Raw genomic sequence first — 23,195 nt, 5'->3', positions numbered from 1 at the left:
AGCAACGCAGCGATGCTAAAACTCCCCTCGAGGCGTGAGCGTGAATATGCAAGGGAAGTGAGAGAAAAAAGGTCGAAATATCCCTTAAAAAACAATGCCGGCCACCTTAAGTGACCGGCATTAACCTTCGGGTGCCGTTTTTTTATGTCTGAAATTTGTAATTCCGAGTCCCCTCGCAAAAATATTCAGCTCATTTTCAAATAGCATAAAATCTGTGGAATCCTTCTCGTGTAATCAATAAACCCAGGCTGACGCAAATGCCAGGATACCTCAAACTTGCCTGCAACAAGGAGGCACTGTGAGGAATCTTATCGGGCTATGTTGTAGTGCAATTATTGGTACCCTACCTCTGCTGTGGTTGCCCACTATTCCAGGGTGGCCAGTCATTGCAATATTGTTTATGGCTGCCCTGGGTGTTGCACTCATTCGTCATCCATTGGCACGTTATTTTGCGTTGAGCATACTTTGTTGCTGCTGGGCCTTATTTTCTGCTAGAGAAATCTTGATCCCCGTTGAGGAGTGGACGGGTAAACCTGTTGTTGTTGAAGCCGTCATTAATCGCAGTGATGGCAAGCAAGATCATGAAATGCAGATAATTTCAGTTGCGGGGAGAATGGTTTTTCCAGCTTTAGGTATCAGGAGCCAGAGTAGTTATTTGCCAGAAAGTGTCTGTGCAGGGCAACGCTGGCACATGAAAGTATATCTTCGCCCTGTGCATGGGCAACTCAACGAAGGAGGCTTCGATAGCCAGCGTTATGCTCTTGCGCAGCACCAACCTTTAAGGGCGCGGATTATTTCAGCTCAGCGTATTACGCAGCAGTGTGGCTTACGTGCCCGGTGGTTGTCTGCCGTTGAAACTGCAACCCAGGCGTTACCCTATCAAGGCGTTATTCTTGCACTGGCATTTGGTGAACGTTATGGGATGAGTGACGAGCAAAAAAATATGCTGCGCCAAAGTGGAACTGCACATCTGATGGCTATTTCCGGGATGCATATTTCATTGGCAGCGATGATTGGCTGGTTAATCGCTCGTTTTCTGCAACTGGCTTTTCCCGCCCACAGAATTTATTTCCGAATGCCATTATTAGCAAGTGTTGTTGCCGCTGGGATTTATACCTGGCTCGCAGGAGGAAATCCCCCGGCAGTGAGAGCATTGATTGGCGTTATTATCTGGCTCTTTTTGCGATTACAAGGCCGGAGTTGGTCGGGTTGGGAGGTCTGGTTTTGTTGCATTACCTGTATCCTGATTTATGATCCTTTAACCGTTTTATCAGACAGTTTCTGGTTATCCGCACTGGCTGTTGCGGCACTTATTTTCTGGTATCAGTGGATGCCGCTCCCTCGATACATCGCAACTGCTAAGTGGTTCTATCGTTACCCATTAGCGCTAATACATTTGCAAATTGGCATTATGATTTTGTTGTTGCCACTACAAATTTTTATCTTTCATGGCATCAGTGTCAGTGCCTTGCTTGCGAACCTGGTAGCAGTGCCGCTCATTTCATTTGTTGTGGTTCCTCTACTTTTGGCAGGACTGGTATTTACGTTGGTTCCGTGGCTTGGAGAATATCTTTGGTGGAGTGTCGACCGGTCGCTGGCTCTTCTTTTTACCGCGCTATCTTTATTGCCCGATGGTTGGCTAGAGGTCGATAAGCGTTTTCAGGCTCTGAGCTTAAGTGGTTGGCTCGTAGTTATTATCCATCGTTTATCGCTGTGGCGTAGTTCATGTCTATCAGTGATTGTTCTGGCGTTGTCTTTATTCACCTCGGCAATACGGGCTGAGAAGAGAGACAATTCATGGCAAGTGAACATGCTGGATATTGGGCACGGATTGGCGATAGCCATTGTCCGCCATGGGAAAGTCTTTCTTTATGATGCAGGGAATGCCTGGCCTGGCGGCGATGCTGCTCAACAAGTGATTATCCCGTGGCTGCGTTGGCACCATTTATCTCCCGAACAAGCGATCATCAGCCATGAGCATCTGGATCACCGTGGCGGTTTGCTTAGTTTGCAACGTGAATGGCCAGCACTAAAAATTCGCAGCCCATTGCGCAGGGAAGGACATCACTCTTGTTTTCAAGGGGACCAGTGGCAATGGCAGGGTTTGCAATTTACCGTACTGTGGCCTCCCGCACAGCCGCTGATGAAAGGTAATAACGGCTCATGTGTTGTGATGGTCAGTGACGGTAACGTTCGTATTTTATTAACCGGAGATGTGGAAGCTGAAGCGGAATTAGCTATGCTGAAGAGGCGATGGGGTACCTTACATGCTGATATCATTCAGGTCCCTCATCATGGTAGCCGTACATCTTCGAGTGCACCTTTGTTACGTGCCGTCGCTGGAAGTGCTGCGTTATCTTCTTCATCGCGCTATAACGCCTGGCATTTGCCCTCCGAAAAAGTAGTTCAACGCTACCAGTCGCAGGGGTACAAATGGTATGACACCGCGCAATCGGGCCAACTCACTATCGACATAAATAGTGATAAATGGCAAATCAATAGCTTCAGAGCACAAATTTCACCCCGTTGGTATCATCAGTGGTTTGGTGTATCCCGGGATAATGGGTAGAATATGCGGCTATTTCATCAAATGCTGGTTCGACTTAATGCAGAACGATAAAGATCTCTCCACATTGCAGACCTTCCGCCGTCTATGGCCGATGATTGCGCCTTTTAAAGCTGGTCTGATCGTGGCTGGGATTGCGTTAATCCTCAACGCAGCCAGCGATACGTTTATGCTATCGCTGCTCAAACCGTTACTGGATGATGGTTTTGGTAAAACGGATAAATCCGTTTTGTTATGGATGCCACTGGTTGTCATCGGGCTTATTGTGATGCGCGGCATCACGAGCTATGTCTCAAGCTACTGCATTTCCTGGGTTTCAGGACAGGTAGTGATGAACATGCGCCGTCGCTTGTTCAGCCATATGATGGGAATGCCGGTTTCGTTTTTTGACCAACAGTCTACGGGGACACTACTTTCGCGCATCACCTATGACTCTGAACAAGTTGCTTCATCCTCATCTAGTGCTCTGATAACGGTAGTACGTGAAGGCGCCTCCATCATTGGCCTGTTTGTGCTGATGTTCTGGTATAGCTGGCAGCTTTCGCTGATTCTGATAGTTCTGGCACCTATCGTTTCCTTTGCGATTCGCATGGTTTCCAAGCGTTTCCGTAATATCAGTAAAAACATGCAAAACACCATGGGGCAGGTAACGACCAGTGCTGAGCAGATGCTGAAAGGTCACAAAGAGGTCTTGATCTTTGGCGGCCAGGAAGTGGAAACCGAGCGCTTCAACAAAGTCAGTAACCGTATGCGTCGCCAGGGTATGAAACTAGTATCGGCCTCGTCTATTTCTGACCCGATTATCCAGCTCATTGCCTCTCTGGCGTTGGCCTTCGTAATTTACGCGGCAAGCTTCCCGAGTGTCATGGAAACTCTGACCGCTGGTACAATCACCGTTGTGTTCTCTTCCATGATTGCACTGATGCGCCCACTGAAATCGCTGACTAACGTCAATGCCCAGTTCCAGCGCGGTATGGCAGCATGTCAGACTCTGTTCTCTATCCTCGATTCAGAGCAAGAGAAAGACGAAGGAACTCGCGTAATTGAGCGTGCGAAAGGGGATGTCGAATTCCGTGACGTAACCTTTACCTATCCAGGTCGCGAAATACCTGCTTTGCGTAAAATCGACCTGACCATTCCTGCTGGCAAAACAGTGGCATTGGTAGGGCGTTCCGGCTCGGGTAAATCAACGATCGCCAGTTTGATGACGCGTTTTTACGATATCCAGGAAGGTAGTATTACTATCGATGGCGTAGATATTCGTGAATACACCTTATCTTCTTTGCGTAATCAGGTTGCTCTCGTTTCGCAAAACGTCCACTTGTTCAATGACACGATTGCTAACAACATTGCTTACGCGCGTACTGAACAGTATAGCCGTAGCGATATCGAGAATGCCGCGCGCATGGCCTACGCCATGGACTTCATCAATAAGATGGAAAATGGTCTCGATACAATCATCGGTGAAAATGGCGTGCTTCTTTCAGGTGGTCAGCGGCAGCGTATCGCCATTGCTCGCGCATTATTGCGTGACAGCCCAATCCTGATTCTTGATGAAGCGACATCTGCGTTGGATACGGAATCAGAACGTGCCATTCAGGCGGCGCTTGATGAACTGCAGAAAAACCGTACTTCCCTGGTAATTGCTCACCGCTTATCAACCATTGAACAGGCGGATGAAATCGTGGTTGTTGAAGATGGCCGTATCGTGGAACGTGGCCCACACGCAGAACTGATTGAGCATCGCGGTGTGTACGCGCAACTGCACAGGATGCAATTCGGGCAATGATAGAACGCATTTGGTCGGGTAAATCTCCTCTCTACCTTTTGCTCTTACCGCTTTCCTGGCTTTATGGCCTGGTGAGCGGTGCTATTCGTCTGAGTTATCGATTAGGTTTTAAAAAAACCTGGCATGCGCCGGTACCTGTGGTGGTCGTGGGTAACCTGACTGCCGGAGGTAACGGTAAAACGCCGGTTGTTATCTGGCTTGTCGAACAGCTACACCAACGCGGAGTTCGCGTTGGTGTTGTTTCTCGCGGTTACGGCGGTAAATCTGAGCATTATCCGCTGCTGCTTGATCAGTTCACGACGACGTTGCAGGCAGGCGATGAACCCGTCCTTATTTATCAACGCACTGGTGCTGCTGTAGCGGTTGCGCCTCGTCGAAGTGATGCTGTGCAAATGCTCGTTGAAAAAGTACAGCCACAGCTGATCATTACAGATGACGGTTTGCAGCATTACGCCCTTGGGCGTGATAAAGAAATTGTGGTCGTTGATGGTGTCAGGCGATTTGGTAACGGATGGTGGCTTCCCGCTGGCCCAATGCGTGAGAGAACAGGGCGCCTGACTTCTGTCGATGCAATTATCACCAATGGTGGCAATGCTCAGACTGGTGAGATAGCCATGACGCTGCGCCCGGGCGATGCGGTTAATTTGCTTACCGGAGAGCACCAGCCTGCGCACACGTTGCAAAATGTGGTTGCTATGGCCGGAATTGGCCACCCCCCCCGTTTTTTTGCTACTTTGCAGCAATGTGGCGTAACTCCAGTTAATACGGTTAGTCTCGCAGACCATCAGGCTCTGAGTGAAAGTGATGTGGTTAAATTAGTCCAGCCGGGGCAAACCCTACTGATGACTGAAAAAGATGCCGTTAAATGCCGTGTTTTCGTTACAGGGCACGATAACTGGTGGTATTTGCCGGTCGATGCGCACCTTGCCCAGCCTCAGGCCGACGAATTATTGCAATCACTATTGGCGCTGGTGCGATAAGAGTTCATTTCCGCACCAGAATTCGAGTTTGCTGACGACAGGATTCCTTCATGTCCGTACCGCAACTGACTTTACGTGCAGCCCGTAACCTTCATCTTGCGGCGCAGGGCTTATTAGTAAAGCCTCGTCGCCGTGCTAGACCCGCCGATGTTGTTGCCACCATCTCCCGTATGTCCCTTCTGCAAATTGATACCATCAATATTGTTGCGCGCAGCCCTTACCTGGTGCTGTTCAGCCGATTAGGCAGTTACCCACAAACCTGGCTTGATGATGCGCTGGTGAATGGTTATTTGATGGAGTATTGGGCGCATGAAGCCTGTTTTTTACCGAGAACAGATTTTTCGCTGATACGTCACCGCATGCTCAATCCCGAAAAAATGGGCTGGAAATACCGCGCGGAATGGATGGTGGAGCACGCCGATGAGATTGAAAAACTCTTAACGCACATCGAGAGCAACGGTCCGGTGCGCTCCGCTGATTTTGAACACCCCCACAAAGGTTCCAGTGGCTGGTGGGAATGGAAACCGCACAAGAAACACCTGGAAGGTTTATTCACTGCCGGGAAAGTAATGGTGATTGAGCGGCGCAACTTCCAACGAGTCTATGACCTGACTACACGCGTACTGCCGCACTGGAACGACGAGTTACATTTGATTCATCAGGCAGATGCTGAACAGCAAATGCTAGAAAACAGCGCACGTAGCCTTGGTATTTTTCGTACTGAATGGCTAGCCGATTATTATCGCCTGAAGAATGTCTCAATTAAGCCACTGCTAGCCCAATGGCAGGAAAAAGGCATCGTCATTTCTGTTAATGTCGAAAGTATTGGCGAGATGTGGTTGCATCGCGACCAATGGCCATTGCTGGAAAAGGCTGAGAAAAACACCTTGCGAGCGACCCACAGTGCGGTGCTATCACCGTTTGACCCTGTAGTCTGGGATCGTAAACGTGCTGAAGAGCTTTTTAACTTCTCTTATCGCCTGGAGTGTTATACCCCTGCTCAGAAACGTAAATACGGTTATTTCGTCCTGCCATTGCTGCATCAAGGAGTTCTGGTGGGAAGAATGGACGCCAAAATGCATCGCAAGAGTGACGAGCTGGAAATTATCAGCTTGTATCTTGAAGAAGGTGTTAAGTCTGGTATCTCGTTGATTAATGGCCTGCATACGGCCATAACCGATTTTGCTCACTGGCAGGGTGCAACCTTGATTCGGCTCGGGAATATTCCCGCCACGTTAGCGGCATCATGGGGTGAAGGCTGGGAAATTAGCCCGGAGATCGAGTAAGTTATGTTATTCTGCTCCCTTTGATGGCAGCCATTCTGGAGTAACCATGGATCATCGATTACTTGAAATCATTGCTTGTCCGGTTTGTAACGGCAAGCTCTACTTTAATCAGGAAAAGCAGGAGCTTATCTGCAAACCTGATCATCTGGCGTTTCCTCTGCGCGATGGTATTCCGGTGCTGTTGGAGACTGAAGCTCGAGTTCTGACTTCTGACGAGAAAAATCCATGAGTTTTGTGGCAATAATTCCTGCCCGCTATGCCTCTACACGCTTACCGGGTAAACCGCTTAAAGATATCAATGGTAAACCGATGGTCGTTCACGTTATGGAACGTGCTCGCGAATCGGGTGCTGAACGTATCATTGTGGCAACCGATCATGAGGATGTGGCTCGTGCAGTGGAAGCCGCGGGCGGCGAAGTTTGTATGACTCGCGCTGATCATCAATCTGGCACCGAGCGTCTTGCTGAAGTTATTGAAAAATGTGGTTTTAGCGATGACACCGTGATTGTGAATGTGCAGGGCGATGAGCCAATGATCCCACCGGCGATCATTAGCCAGGTTGCCAGTAATCTTGCGAACAGTCAGGCCGGTATGGCAACACTTGCTGTGCCAATCGACTCCGCCGAAGAAGCGTTTAACCCGAATGCAGTAAAAGTGGTGATGGACGCGCAGGGCTACGCGCTTTATTTCTCTCGTGCGACCATTCCATGGGACAGAGACCGCTTTGCACAATCGCGTGAACAGATCGGTGATTCCCTTTTACGCCACATCGGTATCTACGGCTACCGCGCAGGTTTCATCCGTCGGTACGTGACTTGGGAGCCAAGCCAGCTTGAGCAAATCGAAATGCTCGAACAGCTGCGCGTACTGTGGAATGGTGAAAAAATCCATGTTGCCGTTGCGAAAGAAGTCCCGAGTATTGGTGTTGATACGCCAGAAGATTTAGAACGTGTACGACAAGCGATGATTTAATCTGCAGGTATCAATCCTTAGAAAAAAACCGGTGCTGAGCGCCGGTTTTTTATTATCTGAAGGCATATTGATCTGAGAGTGATGACATCCTGCGTCAGCAAGCTCATTATAAAAACACCAGTGTTGTAAGGGGTAATGAGTCATGGAGTTGCTACGCAAGGAATTGAGTCATCTGCTGGGTGAAAAACTAAGCCGGATTGAATGTATCAATGAACAGCCAAATAGCACCTTGTGGTCGCTGTATGACAGTGACGGCAACGCGATGTCATTGCTGGCTAAAAGTTTTAGTACTCCGGGTCTTGCAGCTCAGCTAGCATGGAAAATGTCCATGCTAGCGCGTTCCGGAACGGTTCGCATGCCTGTGGTTTATGGCGTGGTGACTCATGACGAGACGCCGGGGCCAGATGTGTTGTTAATGGAGCGTCTACGGGGTGTTCCTGTTGAAGCGCCAACTCGCACACCCGATCGTTGGGAGCATCTAAAAGATCAAATTGTTGAAGGGCTTCTCGCCTGGCATCGCGTCGATAGCCGTGGATGTGTCGGCAACGTCGACAGCACACAAGAAAATATCTGGCCTTCATGGTATCGGCAGCATGTTGAAACACTGTGGGCAACCATCAATCAATACCCAAATAATGGCCTGACGATGCAAGACAGGCGCATTTTGTTCCGCACCCGTGAATGTTTGCCGCGTTTATTCGAAGACTTTAACGACAACTGTGTACTGGTGCATGGCAACTTTACGCTTAGCAGTATGTTAAAAGATGGGCGCAGCGATCAGCTTCTGGCGATGGTCAATCCTGGAATCACGCTTTGGGCGCCGCGTGAATATGAAATATTCCGTTTGTTTGAGCCTGGCCAATCAGAAAACCTGCTGTGGCATTATTTACAACGAGCGCCGGTTGCGGAGTCATTTCTGTGGCGACGTTGGTTGTATATTCTGTGGGATGGTGTAGCGCAATTACTACAGACGGGCCGACTTAATCGACCCGCCTTTGACATGGCTGCGAAAAACTTACTTCCCTGGATCGCCTGACGGCCCTTTCAACCACTGCCAGATGCGGCCAAGGGTTTCGTAGCCAACACGGTCGCTATGCATTAACCAAATTGGTGATGGAATTATACGCTCCCAAGGATTCAGCGGTGATTCGATTGCCAGTTGGTTGGCTGGAGCCGGAATAGGGTGCAAGCCGGCATTGCGGAAGAAAATCATTGCCCGCGGTAGATGGGAAGCTGAGGTCACCAATAAGAATGGCTGCTGGCCAATCGTTTTTGCCACCGCAGCGGCTTCTTCTTCAGTATCTTTTGGTTCATCAAGGGTAATTATTTGCGAGCGCGGTACACCTAAACTTTCGGCAACTCGCGCGCCCGCTTCAGCGGTACTCACCGGGTTGGTCATTGCTCTGGCGCCCGTGAAGATCATTTTTGCACCAGGATTTGCCTGCCATAAGCGCACCCCTTCCGCCAGGCGAGGCAAACTATTGCTGATAAGATTGGAACTTGGTGCCCATTCTGGGTTCCATGTATAGCCGCCACCGAGTACCACGATATAATCGACTTTTTCGCTACCGCGCCACGTTGGGTAAGTATCCTCGATGGGCTTGAGCATTTTATCGGCCACCGGTTGTAAGCTAATTAGCAGTAAAACTAACCAGCTCACGCTTAATAGCGCTTTGGCGCTTTTTTGCCAACGAGTGAACCACAACAAGCAAAGCGCCACCCCCATCATCAATAATAAAAAAGGGAGAGGCAGCAGTAGCCCACCGATAAATTTTTTCAGGATAAAAAGCATGAATTATGGGTCCTTTTTAGCCATATAATAGGCAAACGCTGGTGATATTACACCAGACGGGTTCATTCCTGGCGCAGCTGTGCCAAAATACCCACTTTCTTGTATGAACCCTTTTCCCCCATGGAGCCGTACCCGTGCGTGACCGCAATTTTGATGATATTGCTGAGAAGTTCTCACGCAACATTTACGGTACAACCAAAGGACAGCTCCGCCAGGCCATCTTATGGCAAGACCTTGATGCTTTGCTGGCAACTATGCCTGAAAAAATCCTCGTTTTGGATGCGGGTGGTGGCGAAGGGCAAACTGCGTGTGGTCTTGCGCAGCGGGGCCATGAAGTTCTGCTTTGTGATGTTTCCGCTGAGATGATTTCTCGTGCTCAAGCTCAGGCTGATGAGAAAGGTGTGAGCGGCAACATGCATTTCGTACATTCCTCCGCTCAGGATATTGGCCAACATTTGGAAAAACCGGTTGATCTGATATTGTTTCACGCGGTGCTGGAATGGGTCGTAGATCCGCAAGCCGTACTTAAAACATTATGGGATTGCCTTGCACCCGGCGGTGCATTATCCCTGATGTTCTACAATGCTAACGGCTTGCTGATGCGGAACATGTTTGTCGGCAACTTTGAATATGTTCTTCAGGGTATGAAAAAGAACAAACGGAAAACGCTTTCGCCTGACAATCCGCTACAGCCAGAACAGGTCTATCACTGGCTGGAGCAAATTGGCTGGCAGATTACCGGTAAAACCGGTGTGCGAGTATTTCACGATTACTTGCGTGATAAGCATAAACAACACGATGGTTTTGAGAATTTGCTTGAACTGGAAACGCGTTATTGCCGCCAGGAACCTTTTGTTAGCCTCGGCCGCTATATCCACGTGACAGCAATCAAGCCGCTTGAGCCAAGGAAAAATTATGAGTGATGTTTCCCAGACAGTGCCGGAGCTGGTTGCCTGGGCCAGGAAAAATGACTACTCGATTTCGCTGCCTACAGAGCGTCTGACGTTTCTGTTGGCGATCGCGACCTTAAACGGTGAACGGCTAGATGGCGAAATGAGTGAAGGCGAGCTGATTGACGCTTTCCGTTATGTGAGCGAAGGCTTTGATCAAACTAGCGAAACAATTAACGTTCGTGCCAATAACGCCATCAATGACATGGTGCGCCAGCGTTTGATCAACCGTTTCGTCAGTGAAATTAATGAAGGCAATGCAATTTATCGCCTGACGCCTCTCGGTATTGGCATTACCGATTACTACATTCGCCAACGTGAGTTTTCAACGCTGCGTTTATCTATGCAGTTATCGATAGTCGCCGGTGAATTGAAGCGCGCAGCCGATTCAGCAGATGAAGGTGGTGATGAATTCCACTGGCATCGCAACGTGTTCGCACCATTAAAATATTCAGTCGCCGAGATTTTCGACAGTATCGATCTCACACAGCGCATCATGGATGAACACCAGCAACAGGTTAAAGATGATATCGCGCAGCTGCTGAACAAAGACTGGCGTGCAGCCATCTCCAGTTGTGAAATGCTGCTGTCCGAAACATCGGGTACGTTACGTGAGTTGCAGGACACCCTGGAAGCTGCGGGTGATAAATTGCAGGCAAATTTATTGCGTATTCAGGATTCGATTCTGGGGCGCGACGATTTGCACTTTGTTGACCGTCTGGTGTTTGATCTGCAAAGCAAACTGGACCGCATTGTCAGTTGGGGCCAGCAGGCTATTGACCTGTGGATTGGCTATGACCGCCATGTTCATAAATTCATTCGTACCGCCATCGATATGGATAAAAACCGCGTCTTTGCGCAACGCTTGCGTGTGTCGGTTCAAAACTATTTCGATGCTCCATGGGCTCTGACCTACGCTAACGCCGATCGTCTGCTGGATATGCGCGATGAAGAAATGACGTTGCGTGACGATGAAGTGATGGGTGAACTGCCAAGCGATCTGGAATTCGAAGAGTTCAATGAAATCCGTGAACAACTCGCCGCAATGATCGAAGCTGCACTTCAGGTCTACAAAACCAGACAAGTGCCACTAGATTTGGGCGTTGTCATGCGGGACTATCTGGCGCAATACCCACGCGCACGCCATTTTGATGTGGCGAGAATCGTAGTCGACCAGGCGGTACGTCTGGGTGTGGCTGAAGCAGACTTTACTGGCTTGCCGCCACAGTGGCAGGCAATTAACGATTACGGAGCCAAGGTACAGGCGCATGTCATCAACAAATATTGAAAAAGTGATGCCAGTAAAACTGGCACAGGCGTTGGCCAATCCGTTATTCCCAGCACTCGATAGCCAACTGCGCGCCGGTCGCCATGTTGGGCTCGATGAACTGGATAATCATGCTTATTTGATGGACTTCCAGGATGAACTGGAAGAGTTCTATACCCGTTATAACGTGGAGTTGATTCGCGCGCCGGAAGGTTTCTTCTATTTGCGTCCGCGCTCCACCACACTGATCCCGCGCTCAGTGCTGTCTGAGCTGGACATGATGGTGGGTAAAATTCTCTGTTACCTCTATCTCAGTCCAGAACGGTTGGCGAACGAAGGTATTTTCACACAGGCCGAGTTGTACGATGAACTGTTGACGCTTGCGGATGAAAGCAAGCTGCTTAAGCTTGTGAATAACCGTTCTACTGGCTCAGATCTCGACCGTCAAAAGCTGCAAGAGAAAGTCCGTGCCTCATTAACGCGTTTACGCCGTCTTGGCATGATCTGGTTTATGGGCCATGACAGCAGCAAATTCCGCATTACCGAATCAGTATTCCGCTTTGGTGCCGATGTACGTGCTGGCGACGATGCGCGTGAAGCGCAACTCCGCATGATCCGCGATGGAGAAGCGATGCCGGTAGAGACTCGTTTGCAACTCAATGATGAAACTGAAGAGTCGCAGTTGGCTTCAGATAACGCGGAGGATGAACAGGAATGATTGAACGCGGTAAGTTTCGCTCACTAACGCTGATTAACTGGAACGGTTTCTTCGCGCGTACTTTTGACTTAGATGAACTGGTGACCACGCTTTCTGGCGGTAACGGTGCCGGTAAATCCACTACTATGGCGGCGTTTGTAACCGCGCTAATCCCGGACTTAACCCTGTTGCACTTCCGTAACACCACCGAAGCGGGGGCCACATCAGGTTCACGTGACAAAGGTCTGCACGGCAAGTTAAAAGCGGGTGTCTGCTACTCCTTGCTCGATGTGGTCAACTCACGTAATCAGCGAGTTGTGGTCGGTGTGCGCCTGCAACAAGTAGCTGGCCGTGACCGTAAAGTCGACATCAAACCGTTTGCAATTCAAGGTTTACCTTCTTCTATTCAGCCAACTCAGTTGTTAACGGAAACGCTAAATGAGCGTCAGGCTCGCGTACTGAGTTTGCAAGAGCTGAAAGATAAAGTGGAAGCCATCGAAGGCGTTCAATTTAAACAGTTCAGCTCGATTACCGATTACCACTCGTTGATGTTCGATTTGGGCATTGTTGCACGTCGTCTGCGCAGTGCTTCCGACCGTAGCAAGTACTACCGTCTTATCGAAGCCTCACTCTACGGCGGGATTTCCAGCGCCATTACTCGTTCACTGCGCGACTACCTGTTGCCAGAAAACGGCGGTGTGCGTAAAGCGTTCCAGGATATGGAAGCGGCTTTGCGTGAAAACCGTATGACGCTTGAAGCGATTCGCGTCACCCAGTCAGACCGAGACCTGTTTAAGCATTTGATTTCTGAAGCGACTAACTATGTAGCTGCGGATTACATGCGCCACGCCAATGAACGTCGTATCCACCTGGATAAAGCGCTCGAATTCCGTCGTGAACTATTGACCAGCCGCAAGCAACTTGCCGCAGAGCAATACAAACATGTCGAAATGGCTCGCGAGCTTGCAGAACACAGCGGTGCGGAAGGGGATCTGGAAACTGATTATCAGGCGGCCAGTGACCACCTGAACCTGGTGCAAACGGCGATTCGCCAGCAGGAAAAAATCGAGCGTTACGAAGCTGACCTCGACGAACTGCAGATGCGCCTCGAAGAACAAAATGAAATTGTTGCCGAAGCCTCAGAGCAGCAAGAAGAGAATGAAGCCCGCGCGGAAGCTGCCGAGCTGGAAGTCGATGAGCTGAAAAGCCAACTGGCCGACTACCAACAAGCACTCGATGTACAACAGACGCGTGCTATTCAATACCAGCAAGCGTTGCAAGCACTTGATCGCGCTCGCGCGCTTTGTCACTTGCCAGATTTGACTGCTGAAAGCGCGGAAGAGTGGCTGGAAACCTTCCAGGCGAAAGAGCAGGAAACAACCGAAAAACTGCTGACACTTGAGCAGAAAATGAGTGTTGCACAAACGGCGCATAGCCAGTTTGAGCATGCTTATCAGCTAGTCACTGCTATCAATGGCCCGGTGAGTCGTAGTGAAGCCTGGAATGTCGCGCGTGAATTACTGCGTGACAGTAACAACCAGCGTCACCTGATGGAACAAGTTCAGCCGCTCAGAGCGCGTCTTAATGAACTTGAACAACGCCTGCGTGAACAGCAAGAAGCCGAGCGCATGCTTGCCGAGTTCTGCAAGCGCCAAGGCAAACATTTCGATCCAGAAGATCTTGAAGTGCTGCACGACGAGCTTTCTGAGCGCATCGAAACTTTACAGCAACGCGTTTCTGATGCCAGCGATCAGCGTGCAAACTTGCGCCAGGAACAAGAGCAGATTCAAGCGCGTATCAAACGCCTCCAAAGCCGTGCACCGATCTGGCTTTCTGCACAAACCAGCCTTACCCAGTTGTGCGAGCAGAGCCATGAGCAGTTTGAAAGCAGCCAGCAAGTTACTGAATACATGCAGCAACTGCTTGAGCGCGAGCGTGAAGTCACGGTTGAACGTGATGAAGTGGGAGCGCGTAAACGTGCTATCGACGATGAAATTGAACGTCTTAGCCAACCTGGTGGTGCTGAGGATCCACGTTTAAATGCCCTGGCTGAACGTTTTGGCGGCGTGTTGTTGTCAGAAATTTATGACGACATTAGCATCGATGACGCACCGTACTTCTCTGCGTTGTACGGTCCATCGCGTCATGCAATCGTGGTTCCAGATTTGTCACTGGTTCGTGATCAACTGGATAATCTCGAAGATTGCCCGGAAGACCTGTATCTGATTGAAGGTGACCCATCTTCCTTCGATGACAGCGTGTTTACCGTTGAAGAGCTTAATGCTGCCGTTCTGGTAAAAACTGCTGAGCGCCAGTGGCGTTATTCTCGTTTGCCGGTGTTGCCTCTGTTTGGCCGTGCAGCACGTGAGAATCGCCTTGAAAATCTCCATGCCGAGCGTGAAACCCTGGCTGAGCGTTTCGCGACGTTGTCGTTTGATGTTCAGAAATCTCAGCGTTTACACCATGCCTTTAGCCGTTTCATCGGCCAGCATTTGGGCGTGGCGTTTGATGATGATCCAGAGGTGGAAATTCGTCAGCTCAACACTCGTCGTGGCGAAGTTGAACGCGCTATCAGCAACCACGAAAATGACAATCAGCAACAGCGCCAGCAATATGAGCAGGCGAAAGAGGGCGTTGATCAACTCAACCGCCTGTTGCCGCGCATCAGTTTGCTGAGTGATGAAACGCTGGCTGACCGTTGTGATGAAATCCGTGAACGTCTGGACGAAGCAGATGAAGCCGCACGCTTCCTGCATCAGTTTGGCAATCAGTTGGCGAAACTCGAAGCTGTGGCTTCGGTGTTACAAAGTGACCCTGAGCAGTTTGAACAGCTGAAAGAAGATTATCAGTACGCGCAACAAGTTCAGCGCGATGCGCGCCAACAGGCGTTCGCATTGACCGAAGTGGTGCAACGTCGTGCGCACTTTGGTTACTCTGACTCAGCCGCTATGCTCGATGGCAATAGCGATTTAAATGAAAAACTGCGTAACCGCCTTGAGCATGCTGAAGCTGAACGTACCCGTTCGCGTGAGGCACTGCGTAGTCATGCACAGCAACTGAGTCAGTTCAGCCAGTTAATGGCGTCGCTGAAAAGTTCGTTTGATACCAAAAAAGAGTTGTTAACCGACCTGCACAAAGAGTTAAGCGATATCGGTGTTCGTGCGGATCTGGGTGCAGAAGAGCGTGCGCGTGCGCGTCGTGATGAACTGCACACGGCATTGAGCAATAACCGTTCACGCCGTAATCAGCTCGAAAAAGCGCTGACCATGTGCGAAGCAGAAATGAGCAACCTGACCCGTAAGCTCAAGCAACTGGAACGCAGCTATTTCGAAATGCGTGAGCATGTTGTCACCGCGAAAGCAGGCTGGTGTGCCGTGATGCGCATGGTGAAAGAAAACGGCGTAGAGCGTCGTTTGCATCGCCGCGAGTTGGCCTATGTCACCGGCGACGAGCTGCGTTCAATCTCGGATAAAGCGTTGGGCGCATTGCGTCTGGCCGTTGCCGATAACGAACACCTGCGCGATGTATTGCGCATGTCCGAAGATCCGAAACGCCCAGAACGCAAAATTCAGTTCTTTGTCGCGGTTTATCAGCATCTGCGCGAACGTATTCGTCAGGATATTATCCGTACCGATGATCCTGTCGAAGCTATCGAGCAGATGGAAATTGAGCTGAGCCGCCTGACGGAAGAGTTGACCTCTCGTGAGCAAAAACTGGCCATCAGTTCACGCAGTGCGGCGAACATCATTCGCAAGACGATTCAGCGTGAGCAGAACCGTATCCGCATGCTTAACCAAGGGTTGCAAAGCGTCTCCTTTGGCCAGGTAAATAGCGTTCGTTTAAATGTGAATGTGCGTGAAACGCATGCCACATTGCTGAATGTGCTTTCGGAACAACATGAGCAGCATCAGGATCTGTTTAATAGCAATCGCCTGAGCTTCTCAGAAGCATTAGCGAAACTGTATCAACGCCTGAATCCGCAAATTGATATGGGCCAGCGCACCCCACAAACTATTGGTGAAGAGCTACTCGATTACCGTAACTACCTGGAAATGGAAGTTGAAGTAAACCGTGGTTCAGATGGCTGGCTGCGTGCGGAAAGTGGCGCATTGTCGACCGGTGAAGCTATCGGTACCGGTATGTCAATTCTGGTGATGGTCGTTCAAAGTTGGGAAGAAGAGTCGCGTCGACTGCGTGGTAAAGATATCTCCCCATGCCGTTTACTGTTCCTCGATGAGGCGGCACGACTGGATGCTAAGTCAATTGCTACGCTGTTTGAGCTGTGTGAGCGACTTGAAATGCAACTGATCATTGCAGCGCCAGAGAACATCAGTCCGGAAAAAGGTACCACCTACAAGCTAGTACGTAAGGTTGTTCAGAACCATGAACACGTCCATGTTGTAGGACTCAGGGGCTTTGCACCACCGCTTCCCGAGCCGGTTGCCGGCACAATAGATGCATCATAAAAATCGCGGGCTACGGCCCGCGTTTTCTTTTCTCAGAATTCTTAATCTTTAATTTTATTTACATTTATACGGGCAAATAATATTCGCTGTTTATATACTGATTATCAAAACCCAGCGACAAAAGCTGGGTGATGTAAAAACAGGTATAAACAGGGGGCAAGGGATGTTGCTAACAAAATTGCACGGTTTTAAGCTGTCAGCGCTCGGTTACGGGCTGGCACTGAGTTTCGCTCCACTGTTTATGGCGCAGGCCGATGAGCCAGCGGTCGTTCCTTCTGACAGCTCTGCTGTGAGCATTGAACCAACCAGCTCGCCAGACCAACCATTACCGCAATCTGCTGCTACCGCTACCATGGTGGGAGTGTTACCGCTAAATTCTACCGGCATGTCTGCCGCACAAAGCCGTTCTCAGCTCGTGGCGCATTTGCCTGCAGGCTACGCTCCGGTTTATCTGAATGCGCTGTCTGCATTTTATGCAGCCCGCGAGATGAAACCGATGTGGGAGAATCGCGATGCTGTGAAGGCCTTCCAGCAGCAACTTGCCGAAGTTGCCATTTCTGGCATCCAACCACAGTTTACTACCTGGGTAGAGCTGCTTACCGATCCGTCTGTCACAGGGCTATCGCGCGATATTGTATTGTCTGATGCGATGATGGGCTATTTGCAGTTTGTCTATGGCATCCCGACAGAAGGCAATCGCTGGTTGTACAGTGCTAAACCTTACAAGCTGCAAACTCCGCCAATTTCCGTTATTAACCAATGGCAAGTGGCGGTAGATCAAGGGACGCTAGTCAGTTTTGTTGAAACGCTAGCCCCTCAGCATCCGCAATATGCCAAGCTGCACCAGTCGTTGGTGCACTTACTCACTGACTCTCGTCCATGGCCTCAACTGACCAGCGCTGAAACTTTGCGCCCCGGCCAGTGGAGCAATGATGTGCCAGCGCTACGGGAAATACTTGCGCGTACTGGCATGTTGCAGGCCGAACCTTCGATTCCGTTACCTGAGCGTGACGGTGCTGCTAAGGCTGCGGTTGTCGTCAGTCCTTCAGCGATTCAGATAGACGGCGAGCAAAACGTGCAACAGACGCCAGATGCAGTGGCAGGGAAGAAAAAGAAATCAACTCCAGCTGTTCGAAGTGCCTACAGCAAAGAGCTGGTTGAAGGCGTAAAACGTTTCCAGAAATGGCAAGGTTTGGGTGTTGATGGCTCAATCGGGCAATTAACACGTGAATGGCTGAATGTCACACCGCAACAACGTGCGTCGCTGGTTGCATTAAACATTCAACGTTTACGTTTACTGCCGAAAAAACTCGATACCGGCATTATGGTAAATATCCCTAACTATTCTCTGAGCTATTACCTTAACGGCAGTGAAGTATTGGCTTCACGCGTCATCGTTGGACGGCCTGATCGCAAAACGCCAATGATGAGCAGTGCGCTTAATAATGTGGTCGTTAACCCGCCGTGGAATGTTCCACCAACACTTGCACGCAACGATATTTTGCCCAAAGTGCGCCAGGACCCAGGCTATCTCGACCGTCATGGTTACAGCGTGCTACGCGGTTGGAGTAATAATGCAGAAGCAATCGACCCATGGCATGTTGATTGGGAAACTATTACTGCCAGCAACTTGCCTTTCCGCTTCCAGCAAAAACCTGGGGTGCAGAACTCGTTAGGGCGTTACAAGTTTAATATGCCGAGTTCTGACGCTATCTATTTGCATGACACGCCTAACCACACCTTGTTCCAGAAAGATGCGCGAGCGTTGAGTTCGGGCTGTGTACGAGTCAACAAAGCCTCTGAGCTGGCAAGCATGTTGTTGCAAGACGCAGGATGGAACGATGCCCGGATTTCGAGTCAACTGAAAGATGGCAATACTAAATACGTTAACATTCGCCAGACCATCCCGGTGAGTCTCTATTACCTGACCGCATTTGTAGGTGACGACGGGCGCACGCAGTACCGTACAGATATTTACAATTATGATCTTACCGCGCGATCAGGCGCACAAATCCTTTCAAAAGCTGAACTATTAATACGCTAAATGCAGTAATTCTAATGAATTAGCGGTCGTAATAATTGCTTAGCCCTTCCGGGTCCTCTACAGGGCCCGGTTTTACTGGGTTTTGCACGCCTTGACTCGCTTTGTTTTGGCGGTTAAGGTGCGGAGCAGTGCGCCCAAAGTGCATATTATTCGATCGTTTTTTACCTGTAGACCTGGACATCATGGACAAATTTGACGCAAACCGACGCAAGCTGCTGGCGTTGGGTGGTGTGGCTTTAGGTGCCTCGCTGTTACCAACCCAAGCGTTTGCCATGCTATCAACACCGCGCCCACGCATTCTGACTCTTAATAACCTGCATACCGGGGAGTCATTGAAGGCTGAATTTTTCGATGGTAAAGGCTATATTCAGGATGAATTAGCAAGGCTTAATCATTTCTTCCGTGATTATCGCGCAAACAAAATCAAATCCATCGACCCTAAATTGTTTGATCAGCTTTATCGGCTGCAAGGTTTGTTAGGAACCAACAAACCGGTGCAACTGGTATCTGGTTATCGCTCCCTGGACACGAACAATGAGTTACGTGCCCACAGCCGAGGTGTAGCTAAAAAGAGCTATCACACCAAAGGCCAGGCAATGGATTTCCATATTGAAGGGATTTCGTTAAGCAATGTTCGCAAAGCAGCATTATCTATGCGCGCTGGTGGTGTAGGATACTACCCAAGCAGCAACTTTGTGCATATTGATACCGGGCCACTAAGGCATTGGTAAAACAACGGAATCCGGCGAGCGTTGCCGGTATTGGAGCGTCATGAACTATCACATTATTCCGGTCACCGCATTCGGCCAAAACTGTTCTCTGATTTGGTGCGAAGAAACTCAGCAGGCAGCATTGGTTGACCCAGGCGGTGAAGCCGAAAAGATCAAACAGCAAGTTACTGCGAAAGGCGTGACAATTACGCAGATCCTGTTAACTCATGGCCATCTTGATCATGTTGGAGCGGCTGCTGAACTGGCTGAGCACTATGGTGTTCCTGTGGTTGGGCCGGAAAAAGAAGACGAATTCTGGTTGCAGGGTTTGCCGGCACAAAGCCAAATGTTTGGCCTCGAAGAGTGTTTGCCGCTGACACCAGATCGCTGGCTGAACGAAGGTGACACTGTGTCGGTAGGGAATGTATCCTTCCAGGTTCTGCATTGCCCGGGCCATACACCTGGTCACGTTGTTTTCTTTGATGCTCAATCCCAGTTACTGATTTCCGGTGATGTGATTTTCAAAGGTGGGGTGGGGCGTAGCGATTTCCCTCAGGGCAATCATGCAGCACTCATCGACTCAATTAAACGTAAGCTATTGCCACTGGGCGATGATGTGACGTTTATTCCGGGTCATGGACCATTGTCGACGCTCGGTTACGAACGCCTGCATAATCCCTTCTTGCAGGACGAATTACCGGTCTGGTAAATCAGGCCGCAGAAATAGAAAGAGCCGCATTGCGCGGTAATGCCGATCAGTTAAGGATCGGTTGACCGATCCAGTGGCTGTGTAAGAATCCGGAAATGCTCACCCGTTTCCGGATTTTTTTATGCATATCGCACAGGCTCTTGATCTCGTTTCACGTTACGACTCTCTGCGTAACCCAATGACTTCTCTCGGGGATTTTCTTGACCCGGAGCTTATTTCCCGCTGTCTTGCCGAGTCCGGCACTGTCACTCTGCGTAAGCGCCGTCTGCCGCTGGAAATGATGGTCTGGTGCGTTATCGGTATGGCACTCGAGCGTAAAGAGCCACTTCATCAAATCGTTAACCGGCTGGATATCATGCTGCCGGGTGACCGTCCCTTCGTCGCCCCCAGCGCCGTTATCCAGGCCCGTCAGCGGCTGGGAAGCGAGGTTGTTCGCCAGGTGTTCCTGCAAACTGCACAACTCTGGCATGGTGCCACGACTCATCCCCACTGGTGTGGCCTGACACTGCTGGCCGTGGATGGCGTGGTCTGGCGAACACTGGACACAGCCGAAAACGACGCAGCGTTCCCGCGTCAGACGTATGCCGGTCAGCCCGGACTCTACCCTCAGGTTAAAATGGTCTGCCAGATGGAGCTGACCAGCCATCTGTTAACGGCCGCCGCTTTCGGCACGATGAAGGAAAGTGAATACACGCTGGCAGAGCAGTTGATAAACCAGACCGGTGATAACACTCTGACTCTGCTGGATAAAGGCTATTACTCTCTGGGTCTGCTAAACGCCTGGAGCCAGGCAGGGAAACAACGCCACTGGATGATCCCACTGAGGAAAGGCGCGCAGTACGAGGAAATACAGAAGCTGGGAAAAGGCGACCATCTGGTGAGGCTGAAAACTAGCCCGCAGGCGCGAAAAAAGTGGCCGGCGCTGGGGGAGGAAATGACGGCCCGACTGTTGACCGTCACCCGGAAAGGAAAAGTCAGCCATCTGCTGACCTCGATGACGGATGCGATGCGCTATCCGGGTGGGGAGATGGCGGAGCTGTACAGCCATCAGTGGGAAATCGAGCTGGGTTACCGGGAAATCAAACAGACAATGCAACTGAGCAGGCTGACGCTGCGGAGTAAAAAGCCGGAGCTTGTGGAGCAGGAACTGTGGGGCGTGCTGCTGGCGTATAATCTTGTGCGTTATCAGATGAAAAAAATGGCAGGCAGTCTGAAAGGTTACTGGCCGAATCAGCTGAGCTTCTCGGGATCATGCGGAATGGTGATGCGGATGTTGATGACATTGCAGGGTGCGTCACCGGGACGGATCCCTGAACTGATGCGGGACATGGAGAGCATGGCGCAGATGGTAAAGCTGCCGATAAGAAGAGAAAGAGCCTTCCCGAGAGTGGTAAAGGAAAGGCCACGAAAATATGGTAAAGCCTGGAACAAAAATGCCAGTCAGTTGCTTAACTGACTGGCATTACCGCATTGCGCGGCTCTTTTTTTATATATTATGGCTTACAGCACAGCGACAATCGCTTCGCATAGTGGCGCCATGTTGTCTGGAGTCATACCAGCTACGTTTACTCGGCCGGATGCTACTGCATACACACCAAACTCTTCACGTAAACGCAGTACCTGCTCTTTGGTCAGGCCGCTGAACGAGAACATGCCGTTCTGGTTGATGATGAAGCTGAAGTCGCGATTAGCGCCTTTCTCTTGCAGGGTATTTACAAACAGGTGACGCATACGCTGAATACGCTGGCGCATGTCGGACAGCTCTTGTTCCCAAAGAGTACGCAGGGCATCGTTGCTAAGAATCGTTGCTACTACCGATGCACCGTGAGCTGGTGGGTTAGAGTAGTTCGCACGAATCACAGATTTCATCTGACTGAATGCACGGTCAACGGTATCTGCATCAGCAGCAACCAGCGTACACGCACCTACACGCTCATTGTAGAGGCCGAAGTTCTTGGAGTAGGAACTCGCCACAATCAGCTCTTGATGGCTTGCTGCGAAGATACGCAAGCCTTCTGCGTCTTCTTCCAGACCACGGGCAAAGCCCTGGTAGGCGAAATCGAATAGTGGCAACCAGCCTTTGGCCAGAGACATCTCTGCCAGGACTTTCCATTGCTCAGCTGTTGGGTCGATACCGGTCGGGTTATGGCAGCAACCGTGGAACAACACCACGTCGCCAGCTTGTGCAGCTTGCAGGCTGTTGACCAGGCCATCGAAATTCAGAGAGTGGTTCTGTGCATCGTAATAATCATACTCGCACACTTCCAGGCCAGCGGAGTTAAAGACGCTTTTATGGTTCGGCCAGCTTGGATTGCTCACCCACACACGTTTGGTTGTGGTGTTTTTAGCGAGGAAGTCAGCGGCAACACGCAGCGCGCCAGTACCACCCGGGGTTTGTGCTGTGCGAGCGCGTTTGTTAGCACTCAGAGCATTGTTTTTCCCGAACAGCAATTCCTGGGTGCAGCTACCAAACTCTGGAATACCGTCGATGCCGAGGTAGTTCTTGGTGTTCTCATTTTCCAGCAGATACTGCTCCGCCTTCTTAACACAGGTCAAAACCGGAGTTTTACCCGTTTCATCCTTATAAACACCAATGCCGAGATTAATTTTAGTCGGACGGTCATCGGCGCGAAACAGATCGGCTAAACCAAGAATTGGATCAGCTGGAGCAGCGGTAATGTTCTCAAACATGACGGGTTTCCATTGTGATATCGAGGGAGTAACGCTCTCAGGTTAACTGCTGTTTTAGCAAATGCCAACCGTTTGCAACAAAAAGAAACAGCCCCCGTCACAAGATAAGTTTTTCTACTTTTCAGGCATAAAAAAACAGGGCCGAAGCCCTAATGCTGATCGTTTAAGGATCAGTTGACCGATCCGGTGGCTCGTGTAAAAAGGGTTCATGCACAACATGGACCCTTTTTAAATGGAACTTTCACAAGCTCTCGGTATTATCAATCTCACTGCCCC

At 50.2% G+C, this 23,195-nt stretch carries 17 protein-coding genes; 15 read left to right on the top strand and 2 right to left on the bottom strand.

Annotated elements, in window-relative coordinates; genetic code table 11:
• The first annotated feature begins 298 nt into the window (after positions 1–298).
• The 7 genes from LVQ76_RS21980 (at position 299) to LVQ76_RS21950 (ending at position 8,629) form a co-directional block, all read left to right on the top strand.
• Positions 299–2,569: a ComEC family protein gene (locus LVQ76_RS21980; protein ID WP_232922454.1), complete on the top strand. Its 2,271-nt coding sequence runs from the start codon at positions 299–301 to the stop codon at positions 2,567–2,569.
• Positions 2,570–2,606: 37 nt separating this feature from the next.
• Positions 2,607–4,355, top strand: coding sequence for a lipid A ABC transporter ATP-binding protein/permease MsbA (msbA, locus tag LVQ76_RS21975; protein ID WP_232903954.1), 1,749 nt, complete (start codon positions 2,607–2,609; stop codon positions 4,353–4,355).
• A complete protein-coding gene (gene lpxK, locus LVQ76_RS21970; protein WP_232865007.1) occupies positions 4,352–5,335 on the top strand; it encodes a tetraacyldisaccharide 4'-kinase in 984 nt (327 codons plus the stop codon). Before msbA ends, lpxK begins: the two co-directional genes overlap by 4 nt.
• A 50-nt stretch (positions 5,336–5,385) precedes the next feature.
• Positions 5,386–6,621, top strand: coding sequence for a winged helix-turn-helix domain-containing protein (locus LVQ76_RS21965; protein WP_232922453.1), 1,236 nt, complete (start codon positions 5,386–5,388; stop codon positions 6,619–6,621).
• A gap of 46 nt (positions 6,622–6,667) precedes the next feature.
• The gene (gene ycaR, locus LVQ76_RS21960; protein WP_034456356.1) at positions 6,668–6,850 is read left to right on the top strand and encodes a protein YcaR; all 183 of its coding nucleotides are present in this window, start codon (positions 6,668–6,670) and stop codon (positions 6,848–6,850) included.
• Positions 6,847–7,593, top strand: a complete 747-nt coding sequence (gene kdsB / locus LVQ76_RS21955; protein WP_064517535.1) for a 3-deoxy-manno-octulosonate cytidylyltransferase — start codon at positions 6,847–6,849, stop codon at positions 7,591–7,593. The genes ycaR and kdsB overlap by 4 nt, the downstream gene beginning before the upstream one ends.
• Positions 7,594–7,735: 142 nt before the next feature.
• Positions 7,736–8,629, top strand: a complete 894-nt coding sequence (locus LVQ76_RS21950) for a YcbJ family phosphotransferase (protein WP_232865005.1) — start codon at positions 7,736–7,738, stop codon at positions 8,627–8,629.
• Here LVQ76_RS21950 and elyC read toward each other — a convergent pair.
• Positions 8,609–9,385 carry an envelope biogenesis factor ElyC gene (gene elyC, locus LVQ76_RS21945; RefSeq protein WP_064517541.1) on the bottom strand — a complete coding sequence of 259 codons (777 nt, stop codon included), beginning with the start codon at positions 9,383–9,385 and terminating at the stop codon, positions 8,609–8,611. The genes LVQ76_RS21950 and elyC overlap by 21 nt on opposite strands.
• 134 nt (positions 9,386–9,519) lie before the next feature.
• Here elyC and cmoM point away from each other — a divergent pair, with 134 nt between their 5' ends.
• The 8 genes from cmoM (at position 9,520) to LVQ76_RS21905 (ending at position 21,684) form a co-directional block, all read left to right on the top strand.
• Positions 9,520–10,308 carry a tRNA uridine 5-oxyacetic acid(34) methyltransferase CmoM gene (cmoM, locus tag LVQ76_RS21940; RefSeq protein ID WP_232903951.1) on the top strand — a complete coding sequence of 263 codons (789 nt, stop codon included), beginning with the start codon at positions 9,520–9,522 and terminating at the stop codon, positions 10,306–10,308.
• Entirely contained in the window at positions 10,301–11,623 is a 1,323-nt protein-coding gene (gene mukF / locus LVQ76_RS21935; protein WP_064517543.1) for a chromosome partition protein MukF, read from the top strand. Before cmoM ends, mukF begins: the two co-directional genes overlap by 8 nt.
• Positions 11,604–12,320, top strand: a complete 717-nt coding sequence (gene mukE / locus LVQ76_RS21930; protein ID WP_034456346.1) for a chromosome partition protein MukE — start codon at positions 11,604–11,606, stop codon at positions 12,318–12,320. Before mukF ends, mukE begins: the two co-directional genes overlap by 20 nt.
• On the top strand, positions 12,317–16,765 hold the full coding sequence (mukB, locus tag LVQ76_RS21925) for a chromosome partition protein MukB (protein ID WP_232922452.1): 4,449 nt from the start codon (positions 12,317–12,319) through the stop codon (positions 16,763–16,765). The genes mukE and mukB overlap by 4 nt, the downstream gene beginning before the upstream one ends.
• Positions 16,766–16,928: 163 nt before the next feature.
• Positions 16,929–18,809: a L,D-transpeptidase gene (gene ldtD / locus LVQ76_RS21920; RefSeq protein WP_232922451.1), complete on the top strand. Its 1,881-nt coding sequence runs from the start codon at positions 16,929–16,931 to the stop codon at positions 18,807–18,809.
• A 182-nt stretch (positions 18,810–18,991) separates the two neighbouring features.
• Complete coding sequence (gene mepK, locus LVQ76_RS21915) at positions 18,992–19,540, top strand: peptidoglycan L,D-endopeptidase MepK (RefSeq protein WP_034457197.1); 549 nt, start codon at positions 18,992–18,994, stop codon at positions 19,538–19,540.
• A gap of 40 nt (positions 19,541–19,580) precedes the next feature.
• Entirely contained in the window at positions 19,581–20,228 is a 648-nt protein-coding gene (locus LVQ76_RS21910; RefSeq protein ID WP_232865000.1) for an MBL fold metallo-hydrolase, read from the top strand.
• Between the two features lie 121 nt (positions 20,229–20,349).
• Entirely contained in the window at positions 20,350–21,684 is a 1,335-nt protein-coding gene (locus tag LVQ76_RS21905; RefSeq protein WP_232922450.1) for an IS4 family transposase, read from the top strand.
• A gap of 44 nt (positions 21,685–21,728) precedes the next feature.
• Here LVQ76_RS21905 and LVQ76_RS21900 read toward each other — a convergent pair whose 3' ends face one another.
• Positions 21,729–22,919 carry an amino acid aminotransferase gene (locus tag LVQ76_RS21900; RefSeq protein ID WP_064517556.1) on the bottom strand — a complete coding sequence of 397 codons (1,191 nt, stop codon included), beginning with the start codon at positions 22,917–22,919 and terminating at the stop codon, positions 21,729–21,731.
• Between the last annotated feature and the right edge of the window lie 276 nt (positions 22,920–23,195).

It is taken from the genome of Buttiauxella cochleicola, assembly GCF_021283185.1.
In the GTDB taxonomy this organism is placed as follows: domain Bacteria; phylum Pseudomonadota; class Gammaproteobacteria; order Enterobacterales; family Enterobacteriaceae; genus Buttiauxella; species Buttiauxella massiliensis.
The sequence above is the reverse complement of the archived record's forward strand: the minus strand, read 5'-3'. Positions and strand labels throughout refer to the sequence as shown.